Origin of the sequence: Micromonospora sp. SL4-19 (assembly GCF_047921475.1) — a bacterium.
Lineage (GTDB): Bacteria > Actinomycetota > Actinomycetes > Mycobacteriales > Micromonosporaceae > Micromonospora.
The window spans coordinates 64,369-80,859 of the sequence record NZ_JBLROB010000015.1 but is presented as its reverse complement, the minus strand read 5'-3'; the positions used below and the strand labels follow the sequence as shown (position 1 = coordinate 80,859).

Genomic DNA, 16,491 nt, shown 5'->3' with positions numbered 1-16,491 from the left:
CGACCATGGCCATCCTGACCAACCCCGCGACCGGCGCCGTCATCGCCGAGGTGGCGGATACGGACCCCGCAGAAGTCGCGAAGCGAGTGGCCCAGGCGCGCACCGCTTTCGAGCAGTGGCGGGAAGCCACCCCGGCGGAACGCTCGCGCGTCCTGCTGCGCCTGGCTGACCTCGTCGAACGTGACGCCGAGGAACTGACCCGCCTGGAGGTCGAGGAGACCGGGAAGCCGGTGTCGGTCATGCGCGACGGTGAGGTGCCGTTCGGCGTGGACAATCTGCGGTTCTTCGCCGGGGCGGCGCGCTCGCTGGACGGGACGGGCGCCGGCACGCTGTCCGCCGGCTACACGTCGCTGCTGGTGCGCCGGCCCGTTGGTGTGGTCGGTTCGATCGCGCCCTGGAACTTCCCGCTCATCATGGCCATCTGGAAGATCGGTCCGGCCGTGGCGGCCGGCAACGCGGTGGTCATCAAGCCCGCGCCGCAGACACCCCGTACCACCCTGGCGTTGGCGCGGCTCATGGAGGAGGCGGGCGCGCCGGTGGGCCTGGTCCAGGTCGTCACCGGTGGCGCCGACGTGGGGACGGCCCTGGTCGCGGATCCGGGCGTGGACATGGTCAGCGTCACCGGGTCGACCCGGACCGGGCGGGAGGTGATGCGCGGCGCGGTGCCCGGGCTCAAGCGGGTGCACCTCGAGCTCGGCGGGAAGGCGCCGGCGATCGTCTTCGACGACGCGGACCTGTCCGAGATGGCCTTCGGCGTGGCGATGGGCGCGACGTACAACACGGGCCAGGACTGCACCGCTGCCACCCGGGTCTACGTCCAGCGATCTGTCTACCAGGACGCGGTCGGTGCGCTCGAGGCCGCGCTGGCGAAGGTGCGTACCGGCGACCCGTGGTCGTCCGAGACCGACATCGGCCCCCTCATCTCGGCCGACCATCGCGGCCGGGTGGCGGGCTTCGTGTCCCGGGCGGCAGCCGACGGAGCCACCGTCGCGGTCGGCGGTTCGCCCGCGGACGGGCCGGGGTTCTTCTTTCCTCCCACGCTGGTCGTCGGCGCCGAGCAACGCAGCGAGATCGTGCAGGGCGAGGTGTTCGGGCCGGTGGTCGTGGTGCTCGCCTTCGACGACGAGGAAGAGGCGGTGCGGCTGGCCAACGACAGCCAGTACGGACTCGCCTCGTCGGTGTGGACCCGCGACGTCTCGCGGGCCCTGCGGGTCAGCCACCGGCTCGACGTCGGCGTCACCTGGATCAACGACCACCTGCCGATCGCATCCGAGGCACCGCACGGCGGCGTGAAGGGCTCCGGCTTCGGCAAGGACATGAGCCAGGAGGCGGTCGGGGAGTATTCCGTCACCCGCCACCTAATGATCAAGCACGCGGCACCCGCGGCACGCGACTCCTTCCGGCCGGCCTGAGCCGGCCGCCAGCCGCCGGCGGCCGAGCGGGCCACGGTCAGGTCAGTTGGGCGAAGCGCTGGACGACGATGACGACGAACGCGACGAGCAGCGGTGCGGCGACCATGTCGAGGATCCGGAGGGCCTGCGGCCGCGCCGGTCGCGCGGTGAGCTGCACCGTGATCCGAGCGATGAGCGCCACCATCAGCAGGGTGAGCACGGTCGCCTGGATCGCCCCGGAACGCGCCACGCTGAGAGCGATGTCAGTCATTCCACCTCCATCCGTCGCCTTCGGCGGTAATGCGGCACGTCTCGGGCCAGTTCGGCCAGGGCGGCCAGCGACGCGACCGCGGTGAGGGTGACGACCCCGAGCAGCGGTGACCACACGTGCAGATGGATCATCGCCTGCGCGATCAGGATGCCGAGGGCGAGGCTGAGCGCGACGCCGACGACCAGCCGGGTGAGGCCGTCCGGTATCCGGACGAGCCGCGCGCAGGCCAGCCCCGGCGCCACGGAGAGGTAGCCGAGGACGCCTATCGCCCGCAGGACGCCCGGCACGTCCCAGAGGACGAGGGCGAGAACGACGTCGCCGGCGACGAGCGTCACCAACGCCGGCCATGGCGTGAGCGCCGGGACGTCCGTCGGCGAGGAAGCGGCGCGCTGTCCGGCAGGACCTGGATTCGCATCGATCTCGGGCTCGGCGATCTGGGTCACCGGCCGCCCCTTTCGCTGCTGGTGAGGACGTAGACCCTCGCCTCGGGATTGGAGTAGACGAGCTTGAAGTCCCCGGAGTCGACGACCTCGCGTTCCACGGCCTCGCCCCAGCCCCGCGGCTTGCCCAGGAACGTCTCCGCGAAGACGAACTGTCCCTTTGTGATGATCAGGTATGCGCCCTTCGGGTTGCCCCGCATCTCCGCCTCGATCGCGATGGCCGTCGTCGGCCCGAGGTCCTGGCCGAGGGGCAGGTACTTGTACCGTTCGACGCCCTGGGCCCGCCAGGGGACGTTGGAGGTGACCGAGACCAACGAGACACCCGCCGGGGCGTGCGCGTAGAGCCAGTCCACGGCCTGGTGGTCGCCCGGGCGAACCTGCTCGAAGGCATCGTTGCCGTACCGGGCGACGAAGAACGCGCCGATGAGGACGGTGCTCAGCGCGCCGGCCATGAGGGCCGCGGGGACGCGACGCCGGGCCGGCCACGCCGGGACCAGCAGTGCGGCCAGGAGGATCGCCATGAACGGCAGGGCGAAGGCGTAGACCCGGAGGAAGATCTCGCCGCCGTAGCTCTGCATCGCCAGCAGGACGAACGGCGCCCCGGCGAGCATCAGGAGCGCCAGGCCACCCTGTCCGCTGCGTACTCGTCGCCACGCGCCGACCGCCGCGAGTCCCCAGACCGCCAGCGCGAGGACGACCCGCAGCAGCACCACGATCTGGTGCCCCGTGTCGCCTCGTACCCGTTGGACCGCCCCGTCGTTGATGGTGCTGCCCACATTCCCGAAGGAGCCGAACATGTCGTGCAGGTGCCCCTGCCAGTACGCGACGGCGCCGTAGCTGATGTAGGCCATCAGCACGACGCCGAGCAGGACCGGCAGCGTACGCAGCGTGCAGCGGCGGACCAGCACCAGCGCGGCGATGCTGACCACGATCGCGATCGGAGTGAGCTGGTGGCTCACGGTGGCGGCCGCGAAGACGGTGAGGATCACCGCCACCAGACCGACCAGCGACGCCGGGCTGGCCTGATCGGTCACCCGCTCGAGCAGCAGCGGCCTCGGCGGGACCCGGAGCAGGCGCAGCAGCAGAGCGACCGGGCTATCCGGGGACCGCTGGCGGTACAGGCCGCTGGACCCGACCGGGTGGAACCAACGGACCAGCACCATCAGTAGGACCAGGTAGAAGAGGTAGTTCATCGCCTGGGGGCCGAAGTAGTCCTGCCCCACCCAGTTGGCCGGGAAGAACAGCCAGAGGGCGAGCCATGCCGCCCGCGCGTCAGCCGACCACAGCCGGGCCAGCCGGAACACCACGGCGCCGTAGAGCAGGTTGAACACCACGGGCGCCCAGGCGAGCAGCGGCAGGGCGTGCGGCATCCCGGCCGCCCGCGTCGCCATGGCCGTCAGCGCGAAGAAGCCGGGCCAGCTGAAGCGGGCGTCCAACTCCGGCAACGTCTCCCCGGTACGGGCGATGTAGTCGGCGAAGCCGACGTGCAGCCAGCCCGAGATCACGCGCGGCAGCGGCTCGATGATCGGCGCCGCGCCGAAGAGCAGGACGACGAGCACCACCACGTGGGCGGCGAGCAGGCGGTCGGTAGCCGGGCGGGCGCGGAAGACGCCCCGGAGGAAGCTCGCGGTCAGCAGGGCCAGCGCGACGTACAGCTCGGGGCGGAGCGCGGTGACCAGGCCGAGCGACCCGATGTCGGCGGCGTCCCCCCGCTGCAGGGCCCAGACGCCGAGCGCCAGCGCCGCCGCGGGCGCAGCCCACTCGGCGCCGGCGAGCAGACCGGTTCGTATCCGCTGACCGGCTTCGGCCGGGGCGGCCAGCAGGGCCGTGTTGCCGCTCATGACGCACTCCTCAGCAGCCGCAGCATCGACGGCAGGACGGCACCCATCACCACGACCTGCCCGGTGAGGTACGCGACGCCGACCCCGACGACCCCGATCTCGGCCATCGCGACCAGCGCCAGTGACACGACCAGGGCGCTCGTGAACGCCTGCACGGCGATGATGCGCCCGACCCGGCGTTGCACCCGGGACGCCGCGACGAAGACGGTCAGCACCAGCTTGGGCAGCACCGCGACGGCGAAGAGCCGCAGCGTGTCCGAGCCGGTCGAGGCGTAGTCGCTGCCGAATAGGGCGAGCAGCAGCGGCGCCGACACGCAGAGCAGGACCACCGCCGGTATGAAGAGGAGCAGGCCCCGTCGCAGCACCTGCCGCGCGTACGCCGCGAGCCGCGACTCGTCGGCGGCGGCCTCCACGGTCAGCGAGGTGCCGAAGTGGTACGCCACCAGCTCCAGCGAGCCGCCGAGCAGCCAGGCCACGTAGAAGATGCCGTTGGCCTCCGCGCCCAGCCGGGCGGTCACGATCAACGGCAGGGCGTTCGTGCCGGCCTGCATGAACAGGTATCCGACGTAGTCCAGCGCCACGAACCGGGCGAGCACCCGACGGTCCGGCAGCGCCGCTTCGGTGCGGCGCTCCCGCTGCCGGGGCAGCAGCCGGCGGAACACCAGCACGTTGACGGGGATGAGTGCCGCGACGACCGCCAGGTTCCACGAGACGAAGATGCCCAGGCTCGGCAGGGCGCCGGCGCACAGCACCAGCAACGCGATCTTGGCAAGCCCGAAGGCGGTGTTCTCGACCGGGACCCAGACGACGCCGCGCAGGGCGGTCAGCACACTGTCCTGCAGGGTGAAGACGCACCAGCCGGCGACGGAGAGGACGAACGCCACGGCGAGCAGGGGAGTGCGGTGCAGGAAGTCGAGCCGGTCGGTGACCAGGGGCGCGAGCAGCAGGAAACCGCTGCCCAGGACGAGTGCCGCCAGGCAGGTGACCCCGTAGGCGTACCCGACCAGCCGGGTGCCCTGCTCCGCCGCGGCGGGCAGGAAGCGGGCGAGGGCGCCGTTGAGATTGAGTTGGGAGAGGTTGCTCAGGAAGGTCATCGTGGACACGGTCGCCGCCCCGACGCCGAGCTCGGCCGGCGAATAGAGGCGAGCGGCGAGAGCCCAGTACGCGATGCCGAGCACCGAGCTCAGGGCCGTGTTGAGCATCAGCGCGTAGACGTTGCCGTTCAGCGGGTCGCGCAGGTGCTGGCGCAGCCGTACGCCGATCGGCTCGGCGACCGTCCCGACGCCGGGGGTCGCGCGGCCGACCGACGGGTCCGCGGTACCGGTAGGTTGGGCGCTCACGAGGTCCTCCCTCCTCCCGTGCCTGGTGCTCTCCCTGACGTCACGAGGTCGGCTGGCTCAGCCGCGGACGCGCGTTGTGCACCAGGTGGCGGGCCCGCCGGTACGCGCGCCAACCCCGGGTGCGAAGCCGCTCGCCGCGCCAGGCCAGCGGCCAGCCGGTGCCGTCGAGCAGGGCCTCGATCCCGGCGACGCCGGTGTCCCGCTCGATCAGCACCCGGGCGACGGCGTAGACGTCGTCGCCCGGGTGGCTCAACGCGTTCTTGACTCCGCAGGCGGAGGTGTAGCCGGCGGCGCGTACCGCGGTCCGCACCGTGGTGCTGTGGTAGCCGTATGGATAGGCGAACGAGCGGACCGCCGTACCCGTCACGTCCTCCAGCATCTGACGGCTCCCCGCGACCTCCTGGTGCAGCTCGGTCGGGCGTAGACAGTCGAGCGCGCGGTGGCTCCGGCTGTGCGACCCGATCTCCACCCCGTGCGCCCGCAAGTCACGGAGCTGGTCCCGGTCGAGCGACGGATCCCCGTCCGGCGGCGGCGCCACGCCCACCCGCGCGGCGATGACGTACGCCGTCGCCGTGAGCCCGTGCCGGCGCAGCACCGGCAGTGCGGTTTCGGCGAGGTCGGGGAAGCCGTCGTCAAAGGTGATCAACACCGGTCGGGGCGGCAGCGGGGCCAGCCCGCGCAGCACGGCCGCGTAGCCGCTCACCGTCATCGGCGTACGCCCGCGCTCCCGGATCAGCGCCATCTGCTCGTCGAAGTCGCCCGGCGACACCGACCAGCGCAGGGTGTTGTCCCGGCGTTCGTCGCCGACGCTGTGGTAGCAGAGGACGGGGACGACGGTCTTCGGTGGACGGCTCACGTGCGGCTCCTTCCGGATCGGGCCGCGGCGGCGGCGGCGTAGTAGGCCGGCCCGAGCGCCAGCCCGCAGAGTTCGAGGGCGGTCAGCGAGGCGGGATAGTCCCGCTGCTTCCGGTCGTTCTTCGCCGACCCGGGCCGCAGGGCGTAGGCGACGCCGCGGGGCAGCCGCCTCAGCAGGTCCCGCCGGGTGGTGGGGTCGCTCGTCAGGCATTTCGTCAGCACGGCGCCGAGTCCGACGCCGTAGAGGTACATGGTCCGTCGCAGCGCGCGCAGCTCACGTCGGTGCGTGTGCCAGACGATGGCCCCCGGCTCGTAGGCCAGCGCGTGTCCGGCGAGCACCGTACGCAGCAGCACGTCGATGTCCTCCCCGCTGCGCAGCCGCGGATCGAAGCCGCCCAGCCGGCGCAGCGCGTCGGTGCGGAACGCCATGTTGGCGCCGGAGCCGTACGACCCGGGCAGGTACGGGTGGAGCGACGACGGTGGCAGGTCGACCCGATGCGTGCCCCCCGCTTCGAGCGTGGCGGACCCGGCCCGGTCGAACCGCCGTCGCTGGCAGCCCTTGCCGTAACCGCCGTACTGCTCCAGCCAGATCTGCGACGGCGTGTCGAGTTCCCGGGCGAGGACCTGGCCGGTCACCCCGGCCACCTCGTCGTCGGTGAAGCCGTCGACGAGGTGGCGCAGCCACGCCCGGTCGAGGATGACGTCGTCGTCGGCGAAGGCCACGATCCCGCCCCGCGCCTCGGCCAGCCCCCGGTTTCGGGCGTGTGCGACGCCGGGTCGCGGTTCGCTGGTGTAGCGGAACCGCGGATCGTCGGCGGCGCGACCGGCGACGATCCGCGCCGTGCCGGTGACCTGTGGCGCGTTGTCCACGACGACGATCTCGTAGTGGGGGTAGTCGAGGGCGGCGAGGGAGTCGAGGGCGGATTCGAAGAGCGGCGTGCGTCCACACGTGGGTACGACCACGCTGACGAACGGGCTGCCCTCCGTCGCCGGCCGGCGGGAAAAACACGCCCGGGCGCCGGCGGGTGCGGCCGCTTCGGTGACGAGTGCCTCGCCGCTGCCGCCGCCCTCCCCGAACGGGCCGGGATCGAGCCGGTCGAGCGGGGGCAGGCCGTCGTGTCGCAGGTGTGCGTCGATCGCCGCGGCGAACCGGGCCCGGATCGCGGCGGTGAGTGCCGGCGCGGCCAGCCCGCCGGCCGGCAGCGCGACGTCGACCAGCCCGAGCGGCTGCCCGTGCAGCCGGACCAGGACCTGCGCCGCGCCGTACCGGGTGCCGTCCGGCCCGCCCGTGTCGGGCACGTCGGGCACCCCCTCGGTGAGCTCCACGGCGAGTACCCGGATCGGCGCCGGACCGGTCGGGCGCCGGGGGCCCGGCTCGCTGACCGCCTGAGAGGCGCGCAGGGCCTGGGCCGAGACGTAGCCGGCGGCGGTCACGAGCAGCCCGGCGACGATCGCGCCGGAGCGCAGCAGTCCGGCGCGGTCGCCGGCACGGACCTGGCGCAGGCCGCGGCGCACCCCGGCGGGGAGGGTGCGGCGGGTGTACGTGCGCTCCGTGGCGAGGCCGGCGTCGCTACCGACCAGCCGGGCGACGACCGCCTTGGACCGTCCCTCCGAGAAGCAGCGCTGCCGGAAGTAGCGCCAGGTCGTCCGGTCCACGGTCACCCGGTGCCGGACCCGGGCCGCGGGCTCGTAGAGCACCATGCCGTCCGGTTCGAGCTGCTGGACTCGGATGCAGAGCTCCGTCTCCTCGCAGCCGACCGGCGTCCGCCCGACGCGCCCGAGCGCCGGGTCGAAACCGGCGGTGCGCTCCAGGACCGACCGGCGGAAGGACATGTTGCAGCCGATGACGTTCCGCACGGCGGCGACCTCCGTGGGCTGGCCGGTGAAGCTGCACCCGACCACCCAGTCGAACTCCGGGGGCAGCCAGCGCGGCCGGTCCTCCTCCCAGGCCGGTACGGCGTGGCCGCCGACCGCGAGCACCCGCTCGTCCTGGTAGTGCGGCAGCAGCCGGGCCAGCCAGTCGGGCTCCGCCTCGGCGTCGTCGTCGAGGAAGGCGACGATCTCGCCGGTCGCACGGGCCAGCCCGGTGTTGCGGGCCGCCGAGAGGCCGCGCGGGCCGGCGCTCGGGGTGACGGTCAGCGCGGGGAAGGCGGCGCGCACCCGCTCCAGCAGCGCCGGGTTGTGGTCGACGACCACGACGACCTGGGCCGCCGGCACGTCCTGCGCCAGCACGGAGTCGACCGCCCGGACGATCTGCGGCCACCGCCGCTCGGTGTAGACGCACACGACCACGGTCACCGTCGGGGCCGAGCCGGGCCCAGCCGGCACCTGCGGATCGAGGACGGTGACCGGCTCAGACGTTGACGAGGACGCGTTCGACGTTGCTGCGGATCCAGCGTGGATCGTCATGGTCACCTTCCGAGTCGATGAACAGCAGGATGTGGCGCAACCAGTAGAGGAGCAGGGCCGGTCGGGGCGGGATGCCGTCCAGCCAGTCGGCCGCCTCGTCGGCGGGGACGTCGAGCGTCCGGTCGATGCCGTGCCGCAGCGCCTGGACGACGATCTCGCCGAGTTCGTCGCCGCGGGCCAGCCGACGGGCGAGGACGTGCAGGTGCAGCAGGTCGTGCAGGGGGAGTTGGCGGGCCGAGGCCCGATCCCAGTCGACGATCCCGGTCACTCGGCCGTCCGGTGAGGTGGCCAGCAGGTTGCCGGGCCAGAAGTCGCCGTGGATCCAGGCGGCGTGCACGGTGCGGCCGACGAGGGCGACGGCGAGCTCCTCCCGCAGTCGCCACACCGTGTCGAGGAGCCGGCCGCGTCGCGGGTGGGTGGCGACGAACTCCTCCAGCCGCCGGAGTGGGCGGTCCACCCACTCCGCCACGGCGGCCCGGTCGAGCACGGTCCGTTCCCGGGTGCGCTGGTGCAGGTCGCGGATGATCCGGCCGGCGGAGGCGAGCAGCGCGGCCCGCTGGGTACGCCGCAGCATCATCCGGTTCGCCGGCGCTCCCCGCAGCGCCCCCTCCACGCAGTAGTAGCGACCCTCGACCTCTCCCTGTGCCACGCAGTACGGCAGAAGCGAGCGCAGGCCGGGCAGGCGCGGGTTCGTCCACAGCAGGTCGAGCACCTCGGCCTGGCGTCGCAGCCCCTCGACAGCCTGCTCCGTCCAGGGCACCTTGACCATGTAGCGTCCGCCGGCCGCGCGGCCCCGTACGGTGGCCACGGCGACCGACGTGCTGGTGAAGGCGACGGTCTCGGTCCGCCACCGCGTGTCGTCGGTGGCGGTTGCCTGGGCGACGAGGCGGGGGGCGACGGCGGCGGTCCAGCTCCGTTCGGGCCGGTGCAACCAACTGGCGAGCCGGTCCCGCAGGACCGGCTGCGCCCAATGTACGGCGCCCCTCACCGGGCCGCCCGCTCGACGTAGTGCCGCCAGATCCGGCCGAGCGCGTCGGCGAGCACCAGTTCCGGCGCACGGTCGGCGTCCACGCGTTCCAGGTGCGGGACCCGCCGGCGCAGCCGCCGGTACTGCTCGCGTTCCCCCTCGAGGTGCGCCGGGTCGTACTCTCCGGAGCGGCGGTACATCACCGAGCCCGGGACGTCCAGCAGCAGCACCACGGTGGGCGCCGGGCAGAGTCGGCTCAGCAGGTGGAAATACGGCCGCTTGAGCCAGATCAGCGGCCCGCGCGGCGGCAGCAGGGCGTCGTAGACGTAGCGGTCGAAGACCACCATCCGGCCCAGCGCCCGGTGGCGCAGCGCCGCCAGGTAGCGACGCCACACGGTGAACGGGCGCAGCAGGATACGTACGCCCTGCTCGGCGGCGGTGCGCGGCGCCTCGTGCGACGGCCACAGGCCCATGTAGACGCGGCGTACCGGAAAGTAGAACGTCGACTCGATCCCCTGGGCCAGGGTGGACTTCCCCGCTCCGTCCGGGCCGATCAGGGCGACGTCGACACCTCGACGGCCCCACGCCTGCAGCGGCCGCTCGATCGAGCGCAGCGCGGCCGAGCCGACGAGACGGCGGGCCGCGCTGGCCGGACGGGCCCGCCACCACGCGGCGAGCACCTGCCGACGTACGGCCGGCAGCGCTGCCGGGCGACCGGCCCGCCAGTACGCCAGCAGCATCCGGGCCGCCCGGTCCGGCAGCGCCCGGGCGACCGGACCGTCGAGCGCGGCATGGTCCTCGAGTTGCCGCAGGCGACGTAGGTGGTGGTCGGCGATCCTGCCCTTGTCGAGCACGCAGTGCAGCAGCAGCGCCCAGAATTCGTCCCCGGGCGCGAGCACCCACACGTCGTCCTGGCGTACCCGGCGGCCCAGGCACTGGTCGGCGGCCCGGGTGCGGACCTCGAAGTGACGGCCGTAGGCGAGCTCCGTCACCAGGTCGAGTTCGACCCACGAGCTGGTGGCCGGGTCGAGCCCGAGGAAGAACCGGTGACTGCCCCGGCCGTGCCCGGCCAGGCGGATCAGGCCGTGGGCCTGCGCCACGGCCACGGCCCGCTCGAGATCGGCCGGCGCGACCAGGAGGTCCAGGTCCCCGGGGACGATGAGCGCCTCCGGACCGCCGCGCAGCAGGCACCAGCGCACGCCGGCCTCGTCGAGGCCGGCCAGCACCGCCCGGGCGAGCCCGTGCGCGGCCGCCGGTTCCGTCGGCCGTGGCAGGTCCGGGCGGTCCGCCACCGTGGTCGTGTCGTCGCCTCTCATCGCGTCTCCGGAAGCTGCGTGGTTACGTCGGGCAGGCGGAGGCGCCGGCCCGTCGGTACGGCGGGCGCCGACATCACGAGGCCGGCGGGGAAGGTGACCTCCGCCGAGTCGTTGATCGAGAACTGGGTGTGGGTGACGCCCACGGAGAGCGCCGGCCGGGGCGAGCCCGGCCGGCGAGACGGTGTACGGCTCATGCACTACCCCCGCGCCGTCCGGAGCGCCAGGATCCGCCGTACGCCGCCGCGAGCGCGTTGGACCAGTGGGGTGATCGGCACCCGTTCGATCCGGTAGCAGGCGTAGTCCTGGCTGACCGCGCCGAAGCGGCTCTTGAACAGCTCCAACGAGGAGACCCGGGCCGAGTCGCCCATGTTGTAGGCCGTGCACCCGGCCTCGATCGCGTCCGCGATCGCGGTCTTGTGCAACAGGTAGTTGGCGTAGACCGGGCCGGCGAGCTTCTCCACCATCGCGCCGCGCCAGTACATCGCCGTCCGTGTTTCGCGCAGCACGACGATCGCGGAGACCGGCCGTCCCTCGTGGTACGCGACGTATGTCCGGCACCGGGAGCCGAGGAGTTCCGCGACGGTCTGCAGCTTCCGGTGCGGCTCCCGTCGGGCCGCCAGCCGCCGGGCGAGCGGCAGCGGGAGACCGTCCCGCCGCGCCCAGCGGTCGACGGACTCGCCGTAGAGCCGGTGGAAGACCGGGATCAGTCGGCCGGTGTCGTCACGCTCGACGACGACGCCGGCCCGCTCGGCTCGCCGGATCCGGTTGCGGGTGTCGCTGCGGAACCGCTTGCGCCAGACCTCGTCGAAGCCGCCGTCGAGGAAGACCGTCTGCGTCATCCGCTGCTCCCGCAGCACGTTCGCCGGCACCACCGCGTCCCAGGTCGGTGCGGCGGCCGGATCGGGGCGGACCAGGGTGCTCAGCACGTGCCGCCGTGCCAGGTCGGTGACCACCATCCGGACGTCCTCCGGGCGCAGCTCTCCGCCTTCGCAGACCAGCCCGCCCGGTCCCCAGCCGACGGGGAGTCCGAAGTCCGCCGCAAGGATCGAACCGAGCCCCGGGCGTCGTACGAGCGGAAGGACGAGGCGCCTTCCGTCGGCGGTCTCGTAGAGCCGCGAGACGTCCTCGTAGCCTGTGACGGTGCAGACGCAGCGGAGCCAGGTCGGCGTCTGGCTGGGTAGGGCGTTCGGCGCGGAGGCCAGCACCTCCTCCCACACGTCGACCGGAACCGGACTCGTCACCCGCGGCGGTCGCTGGTCGCCGGGTGTCGCCCCGAGGCGGCGCTCGAGGCTCGTCCCGGCGCTCACGACGCGCCCAGCGGGATGTCGGCGTGCCAGTAGCGCTGGGTGGAGTCGTTGCTGGCCAGGACCACCATGCCGGTCGCACTGGTGACGCTCTGCTTGGTGGTCGTCGCGTTGTTCATGTTGGGCGAGCGGGCGTCCCTGATGACCGGGGTGCCGCGGCCGTCGGGAAAGTCGATGCTGCCCATCGGGGAGCTCTTCATGAAGATCGTTCCCGGGTAGCCGGTGTAGGGGCAGCCGCTGTCCGGCGCGGTCATGAAGACGTACAGCATCTGATGTTCGGAGTCGAGCAGCAGGACCGGTCGGGTGTGGCAGTCCTTGATCCGCCCGACCCGGTAGCTGGACCAGTCGCCGGTCGACGGGTCCCGGGCGAGGAGCATGATCAAAGGCGCCGAGCTCGTGGCGCCGGCGTCGTCGAGCGAGGTCTTGATGACCGCGAAGACCCGTCCGGAGCCGTCGTCCTGGAGCGTCCTGATGTTGATGTGGTCGTCGGCGTTGTTCGGACCCTGGATCGCCGTACGCGTGACGGCCCAGGTGGTACGCGACGCGCCGTCGACGTGCTCGGCGAAGTAGATCGCGGACTTCGGCTGGTGGCTCCACATCACGCCGGTCCGGGTGTGGCCGAAGGTCACCACCGACGAGATGTCGTCGCTGTCCAGGGCGGTGGCGGCGGTGACCGGGAGCACGAACGGGGTGCCCCAGACCGCGTCCCCGCCCGTCGTGTTGTTCACGTAGACCTTCGAGCCCTGCGTCCAGGTCGCCCAGAGCACGCCCGTCGAGTCCTTGTCGATGGTGAGGGTCTCGCTGGAGTAGTTGCTGATCTGCGCCGGGTAGCCGGTGTCGCGGGTGTAGGTCTTTGTCGTGGCGTCGTAGCTGAACCGGTAGAGCCGGGCCGGGTTTCCGGACGCCGCGTCCGCGGAGGAACTGGCCCGGACGTGCGAGGAGACGTAGAGCCTGCTGCCGTCCCACAGCGCGTCGGAGCGGGTCTTCGGCCGGTTGTCGACGACGGTCCCGGTGTCGATCCACTGCTGCGTGGAGCGGTCCAGCCGGAAGATGTGGTGGGTCTGGCTCCCGGTGTGGAACAGCACCGCCCACCAGCGGCCGTCGTTCCACCACAGCTTGCTCTCCGGCTTCTCACCGGTCGCCGCCGAGCCGTCGCCGGCGGTGGAGGGACCGACGTAGCCGATGTCACCCGCGGCCGCCAGGGTCTGTGTGGGTTCGGGTTTGGGTTTGGCGTACCCGTGCCCGTGCCCGTGCGCAGGTGGGTCTTTGGGTTTGGCGAGCCCGTCGTGCGCGGGTGCGGCGCCGAGCAGCACGCCCACCAACAGGGCGAGGGCGTAGGAGCCGCGTGTCACCCGGGCACGCCGCAGGGGGCGCGGCATCATCGATGCACCTCGCTCAGCGCCAGGCTGGTCGGCTCGGCGGCCTGGGGCTGCCACCGCTGCAGCACGCGGTGGTCGATCGGGTCCACCACCGGTCGGGAGCGCCGGACGAACCGCTCCCGGAGAAGGGTCCGGAGCACCCGCTGACCGTCGCGGAAGGTGTGCAGGTTGGAGGTGCCGCAGCGGCGGGGGAATTCGGTGCTCGGCACCTCGGCGATGCGCAGGTTCGCCTTCAGCGCGTGGACCACGAGTTCGGTCTCGATCTCGAAGCCGTGCGAGGTCAGGGCGAGCGCCGGTAGGCACTCGCGACGGAACGAGACGAAGCCGTAGCACAGGTCGGTGAAGCGGACGAGGAAGAAGCTGTTCGTCAGCCGCACCAGCATGTTGTTCCCGGTCCGGCGCAGCGCGGTCAGGTCGGTCGATCCACCGCCGGTCAGGAACCGGGAGCCCTTGACGAAGTCGTAGCCGTTGATGAGCGGGGTGACGTAGCGATGGATCTCGGCGGGATCCATGCTGCCGTCGGCGTCGATCATCACGATCAGGTCGCCGGTGGCCGCGGCGAACGCCACCCGCGCCGCGTCGCCCTTGCCCCGGCAGTTCTGGGTCAGCACCACGATGTCCGGCCGGATGGCGCGGGCGACCTCGACCGTACGGTCCGCCGAGTGCCCGTCGACGAGGACCACCTCGTCGACGATCGGCGGCATGCGCTCGAGCACCCACGCGATGTTCTTCTCCTCGTTGAGCGTCGGGATGACCACGCTCACCGTCTGTCGCTCGGGGCGAGCGTCGACCACTCCGGCGTCGCCGTCGGGCCGTTCCCGCATCCGAAGGATGCTCAGTGCCCGGTCACCCTGCCCCGCCGGTGCGGTGAGTGGGGGCTCGGCCAGCCGGTCGGGTGCGTGCAGGTCGATGTCCCGGTTCAAGGTCATCGGATCCCCTCCCCACGGGCCGTGAGGCCGTCCCGCGGTACGACGGCGGTTTCCCTCGTAACGCAGGCAGGGATGTTCGATGTACCTCTCATCAGCCTTCCTTCCCCCGTGATTTCCGCGCGGGAGCGCGCCCTGGCGCGAATGCGCGGATTGGTCTGGTTCAAGCCCGTTTGTGCCGGGGTGAACAGGAGGTAAAGCTAACACCGCACAAAGATGTACACGCCGGATTTACAGACTGAATCAGGCTCATTTCGGGCGATGCATCGAACGAACGAGTGGCTGGTGGTGGTCGCCGGGGATCAGTTCACCCGGGCAGTAACGGTGATGCTCATCGACGGCGACCTGTTTCGTTTACCGGCCGGCCCGGGCGCCGGCGAGCCTCGGAGGGCTGGAAGGGCGGCCCGCCGGCGAGGATCTGGTACGCCGTGCTGGCCAGCGAGTACACGGCGGAGGTGACGGCGGCGCTTGAGCAATGCTCACAGGGGGAATTCGTCGAAGAGGATCGCCTCGGCGTTCGGATCGACGGTGTCGAAGCGGTACGAGCGGACCATCCCGTCGGCGGAGTCGAGCAGCGTGAAGACGGTGATCTCGTTGCTCGCCACGTACGGCAGGGCGGTGCCGTCCGGGGCGGTGAGGGGCGCGACCGTGGGGACGATCGGCGACAACCCGCCCGGGTCACCCTGTTGGACGTATCCGTCCGGCAGCGCGCGCGACCGGCCGGACGTCACGTCGTAGGCGCCGTAGCTGTTGCCGACGTTGGACGTTTCCAGCCAGTGCACCCCGGCCGCGTTGCGGAACCTGTTCCACACGTGTGAGTGCCCGTTGAGGACCAGGTGGACCCCCGCCTCGTCGAGCAGTGGCTCGACGTCGCGCAGGATGTGGTCGTCGGCGAGCGGATAGTGGTAGGTGATCCCGCCCGGCCGGACCGTCGGCACCGGGTCGGTGAACGGCGGTGCCGAGTGGTGACCGAGTCCGTGACTCGGGTGATGGAACATCACCACGCGGTACCGGGCCGCCCGCGCCGCGGGCGAAGCCAGTTCCGCTGCGAGCCAGCGGTACTGGGCCGAGTCGCGGGCGATCGGTTCGAAGATGAACTGGCCGTGCCCCCATCGCTGCGGATCGTCGACGTCCTGGGCGGCTTCCTGGAACTTTCCCCGTCCGACGAGTTTCGGCGAGCGCCAGATCGCCGTGGCGAAGAGGGCGATCAGATGGACGTTGCCGATCGTCCGCGACCACCAGCGCGGCCCGCCCGCCTCGCTGCGCGGCACCGGAAAGAGCTCCTCGTAGGTGGTGACGTCCCAGGCGCCGGGCTGGGGGTCGTTGAACTGCTCGTCCAGCGAGGCGGTCGCCGACCAGCGTCCCATGACCTCGTGGTTGCCGATCGTCGGATAGAGCGGGGTGTTCGGCAGGATCGGCGCGCCCGGCCAGCGGCCCACCGCCCGGCCGGCGAAGGCGGCGAAGAAGGCCGGCCGACGGGTGCTGTCGAACCAGTCGCTCGCCCGGTCCGGGACGTTGACCATGTCACCGGCCATCAGCACGCCGTCGAGCAGGCCGCCGGCTGTCTCGGCAGCCTTGGCCAGGTTCGCCGGGACCATCGGCATGAGCTGGTGGTCGCTGGTCAACAGCAGCCGGACCGGTCGCCCCGCCGGGACCGCCGGGGCCAGGTGGTAGGCGGCCGTGACGTTCGCGCGTCCGTCGTCGCCGATGCTCACGACCCGGTACGGTGTGCGTCCGGCCGGCAGCCCGGCGACCCTGGCGAGGTGCCGGAACACCGGGCGGCGGGTCACGCCGCCGTACGTCCGGCCCGGCACCGACGACTCCGCGTCCTCCCGGGTGCGCGACAGGGGGAGCGTCGCGGCGCGAAACCGCCGCCACCCGCTACCCGCTTCGGCCGGGCCGGTGGCGGCGGCGTACGCGTCCTGTTCGGTCATCTCCGGCACCCCGACGCCCACCAGGACGACCTGGCACCTGCCGACCTGCTCGGTGTGCCACAGTACGTGAATTTCGTCCGGCTGTGGGTCAAGTAGGTACGGTTCGCAGAGCAACGCC

14 protein-coding genes are annotated in these 16,491 nt (G+C 72.2%); 1 reads left to right on the top strand and 13 read right to left on the bottom strand.

Features of this window, described 5'->3' with window-relative positions; genetic code table 11:
- Positions 1–5 precede the first annotated feature (5 nt).
- Positions 6–1,412, top strand: a complete 1,407-nt coding sequence (locus ACNAVT_RS19240) for an aminobutyraldehyde dehydrogenase (RefSeq protein WP_416298101.1) — start codon at positions 6–8, stop codon at positions 1,410–1,412.
- Positions 1,413–1,449: 37 nt separating this feature from the next.
- On the opposite strand, the gene ACNAVT_RS19235 is transcribed toward ACNAVT_RS19240, so the two are convergent.
- From ACNAVT_RS19235 to ACNAVT_RS19175, 13 genes are all read right to left on the bottom strand, one after another.
- Complete coding sequence (locus tag ACNAVT_RS19235) at positions 1,450–1,662, bottom strand: hypothetical protein (protein ID WP_416298099.1); 213 nt, start codon at positions 1,660–1,662, stop codon at positions 1,450–1,452.
- Positions 1,659–2,105 (bottom strand): hypothetical protein, encoded by a 447-nt coding sequence (locus ACNAVT_RS19230; RefSeq protein WP_416298098.1) that lies wholly within the window; start codon positions 2,103–2,105, stop codon positions 1,659–1,661. The genes ACNAVT_RS19235 and ACNAVT_RS19230 overlap by 4 nt, the downstream gene beginning before the upstream one ends.
- Complete coding sequence (locus tag ACNAVT_RS19225) at positions 2,102–3,943, bottom strand: hypothetical protein (protein ID WP_416298096.1); 1,842 nt, start codon at positions 3,941–3,943, stop codon at positions 2,102–2,104. The genes ACNAVT_RS19230 and ACNAVT_RS19225 overlap by 4 nt, the downstream gene beginning before the upstream one ends.
- Positions 3,940–5,283, bottom strand: coding sequence for a lipopolysaccharide biosynthesis protein (locus ACNAVT_RS19220; RefSeq protein ID WP_416298094.1), 1,344 nt, complete (start codon positions 5,281–5,283; stop codon positions 3,940–3,942). The genes ACNAVT_RS19225 and ACNAVT_RS19220 overlap by 4 nt, the downstream gene beginning before the upstream one ends.
- A gap of 40 nt (positions 5,284–5,323) precedes the next feature.
- Positions 5,324–6,139 (bottom strand): polysaccharide deacetylase family protein, encoded by an 816-nt coding sequence (locus ACNAVT_RS19215; RefSeq protein ID WP_416298092.1) that lies wholly within the window; start codon positions 6,137–6,139, stop codon positions 5,324–5,326.
- Positions 6,136–8,436 (bottom strand): glycosyltransferase, encoded by a 2,301-nt coding sequence (locus ACNAVT_RS19210; RefSeq protein WP_416298090.1) that lies wholly within the window; start codon positions 8,434–8,436, stop codon positions 6,136–6,138. Before ACNAVT_RS19210 ends, ACNAVT_RS19215 begins: the two co-directional genes overlap by 4 nt.
- A gap of 55 nt (positions 8,437–8,491) precedes the next feature.
- Positions 8,492–9,535, bottom strand: a complete 1,044-nt coding sequence (locus tag ACNAVT_RS19205) for a phosphotransferase family protein (RefSeq protein ID WP_416298088.1) — start codon at positions 9,533–9,535, stop codon at positions 8,492–8,494.
- The gene (locus ACNAVT_RS19200; protein WP_416298086.1) at positions 9,532–10,830 is read right to left on the bottom strand and encodes a hypothetical protein; all 1,299 of its coding nucleotides are present in this window, start codon (positions 10,828–10,830) and stop codon (positions 9,532–9,534) included. Before ACNAVT_RS19200 ends, ACNAVT_RS19205 begins: the two co-directional genes overlap by 4 nt.
- Positions 10,827–11,024, bottom strand: a complete 198-nt coding sequence (locus ACNAVT_RS19195; RefSeq protein ID WP_416298084.1) for a hypothetical protein — start codon at positions 11,022–11,024, stop codon at positions 10,827–10,829. Before ACNAVT_RS19195 ends, ACNAVT_RS19200 begins: the two co-directional genes overlap by 4 nt.
- Positions 11,025–11,027: 3 nt before the next feature.
- A complete protein-coding gene (locus ACNAVT_RS19190) occupies positions 11,028–12,071 on the bottom strand; it encodes a lipid II:glycine glycyltransferase FemX (RefSeq protein ID WP_416298082.1) in 1,044 nt (347 codons plus the stop codon).
- 62 nt (positions 12,072–12,133) lie between these two features.
- Complete coding sequence (locus ACNAVT_RS19185; RefSeq protein WP_416298080.1) at positions 12,134–13,516, bottom strand: hypothetical protein; 1,383 nt, start codon at positions 13,514–13,516, stop codon at positions 12,134–12,136.
- Positions 13,513–14,442, bottom strand: a complete 930-nt coding sequence (locus ACNAVT_RS19180; protein WP_416298078.1) for a glycosyltransferase family 2 protein — start codon at positions 14,440–14,442, stop codon at positions 13,513–13,515. The genes ACNAVT_RS19185 and ACNAVT_RS19180 overlap by 4 nt, the downstream gene beginning before the upstream one ends.
- 476 nt (positions 14,443–14,918) lie before the next feature.
- On the bottom strand, positions 14,919–16,373 hold the full coding sequence (locus ACNAVT_RS19175) for a metallophosphoesterase family protein (protein ID WP_416298076.1): 1,455 nt from the start codon (positions 16,371–16,373) through the stop codon (positions 14,919–14,921).
- Between the last annotated feature and the right edge of the window lie 118 nt (positions 16,374–16,491).

What these genes read in the sequence shown, in the direction of transcription:
- ACNAVT_RS19195 (WP_416298084.1), bottom strand. Translation starts at nt 11,024, where the DNA reads ATGAGCCGTACACCGTCTCGCCGGCCGGGCTCGCCCCGGCCGGCGCTC.
- ACNAVT_RS19235 (WP_416298099.1), bottom strand. Translation starts at nt 1,662, where the DNA reads ATGACTGACATCGCTCTCAGCGTGGCGCGTTCCGGGGCGATCCAGGCG.
- ACNAVT_RS19240 (WP_416298101.1), top strand. Translation starts at nt 6, where the DNA reads ATGGCCATCCTGACCAACCCCGCGACCGGCGCCGTCATCGCCGAGGTG.
- ACNAVT_RS19180 (WP_416298078.1), bottom strand. Translation starts at nt 14,442, where the DNA reads ATGACCTTGAACCGGGACATCGACCTGCACGCACCCGACCGGCTGGCC.
- ACNAVT_RS19185 (WP_416298080.1), bottom strand. Translation starts at nt 13,516, where the DNA reads ATGATGCCGCGCCCCCTGCGGCGTGCCCGGGTGACACGCGGCTCCTAC.
- ACNAVT_RS19225 (WP_416298096.1), bottom strand. Translation starts at nt 3,943, where the DNA reads ATGAGCGGCAACACGGCCCTGCTGGCCGCCCCGGCCGAAGCCGGTCAG.
- ACNAVT_RS19175 (WP_416298076.1), bottom strand. Translation starts at nt 16,373, where the DNA reads ATGACCGAACAGGACGCGTACGCCGCCGCCACCGGCCCGGCCGAAGCG.
- ACNAVT_RS19200 (WP_416298086.1), bottom strand. Translation starts at nt 10,830, where the DNA reads ATGAGAGGCGACGACACGACCACGGTGGCGGACCGCCCGGACCTGCCA.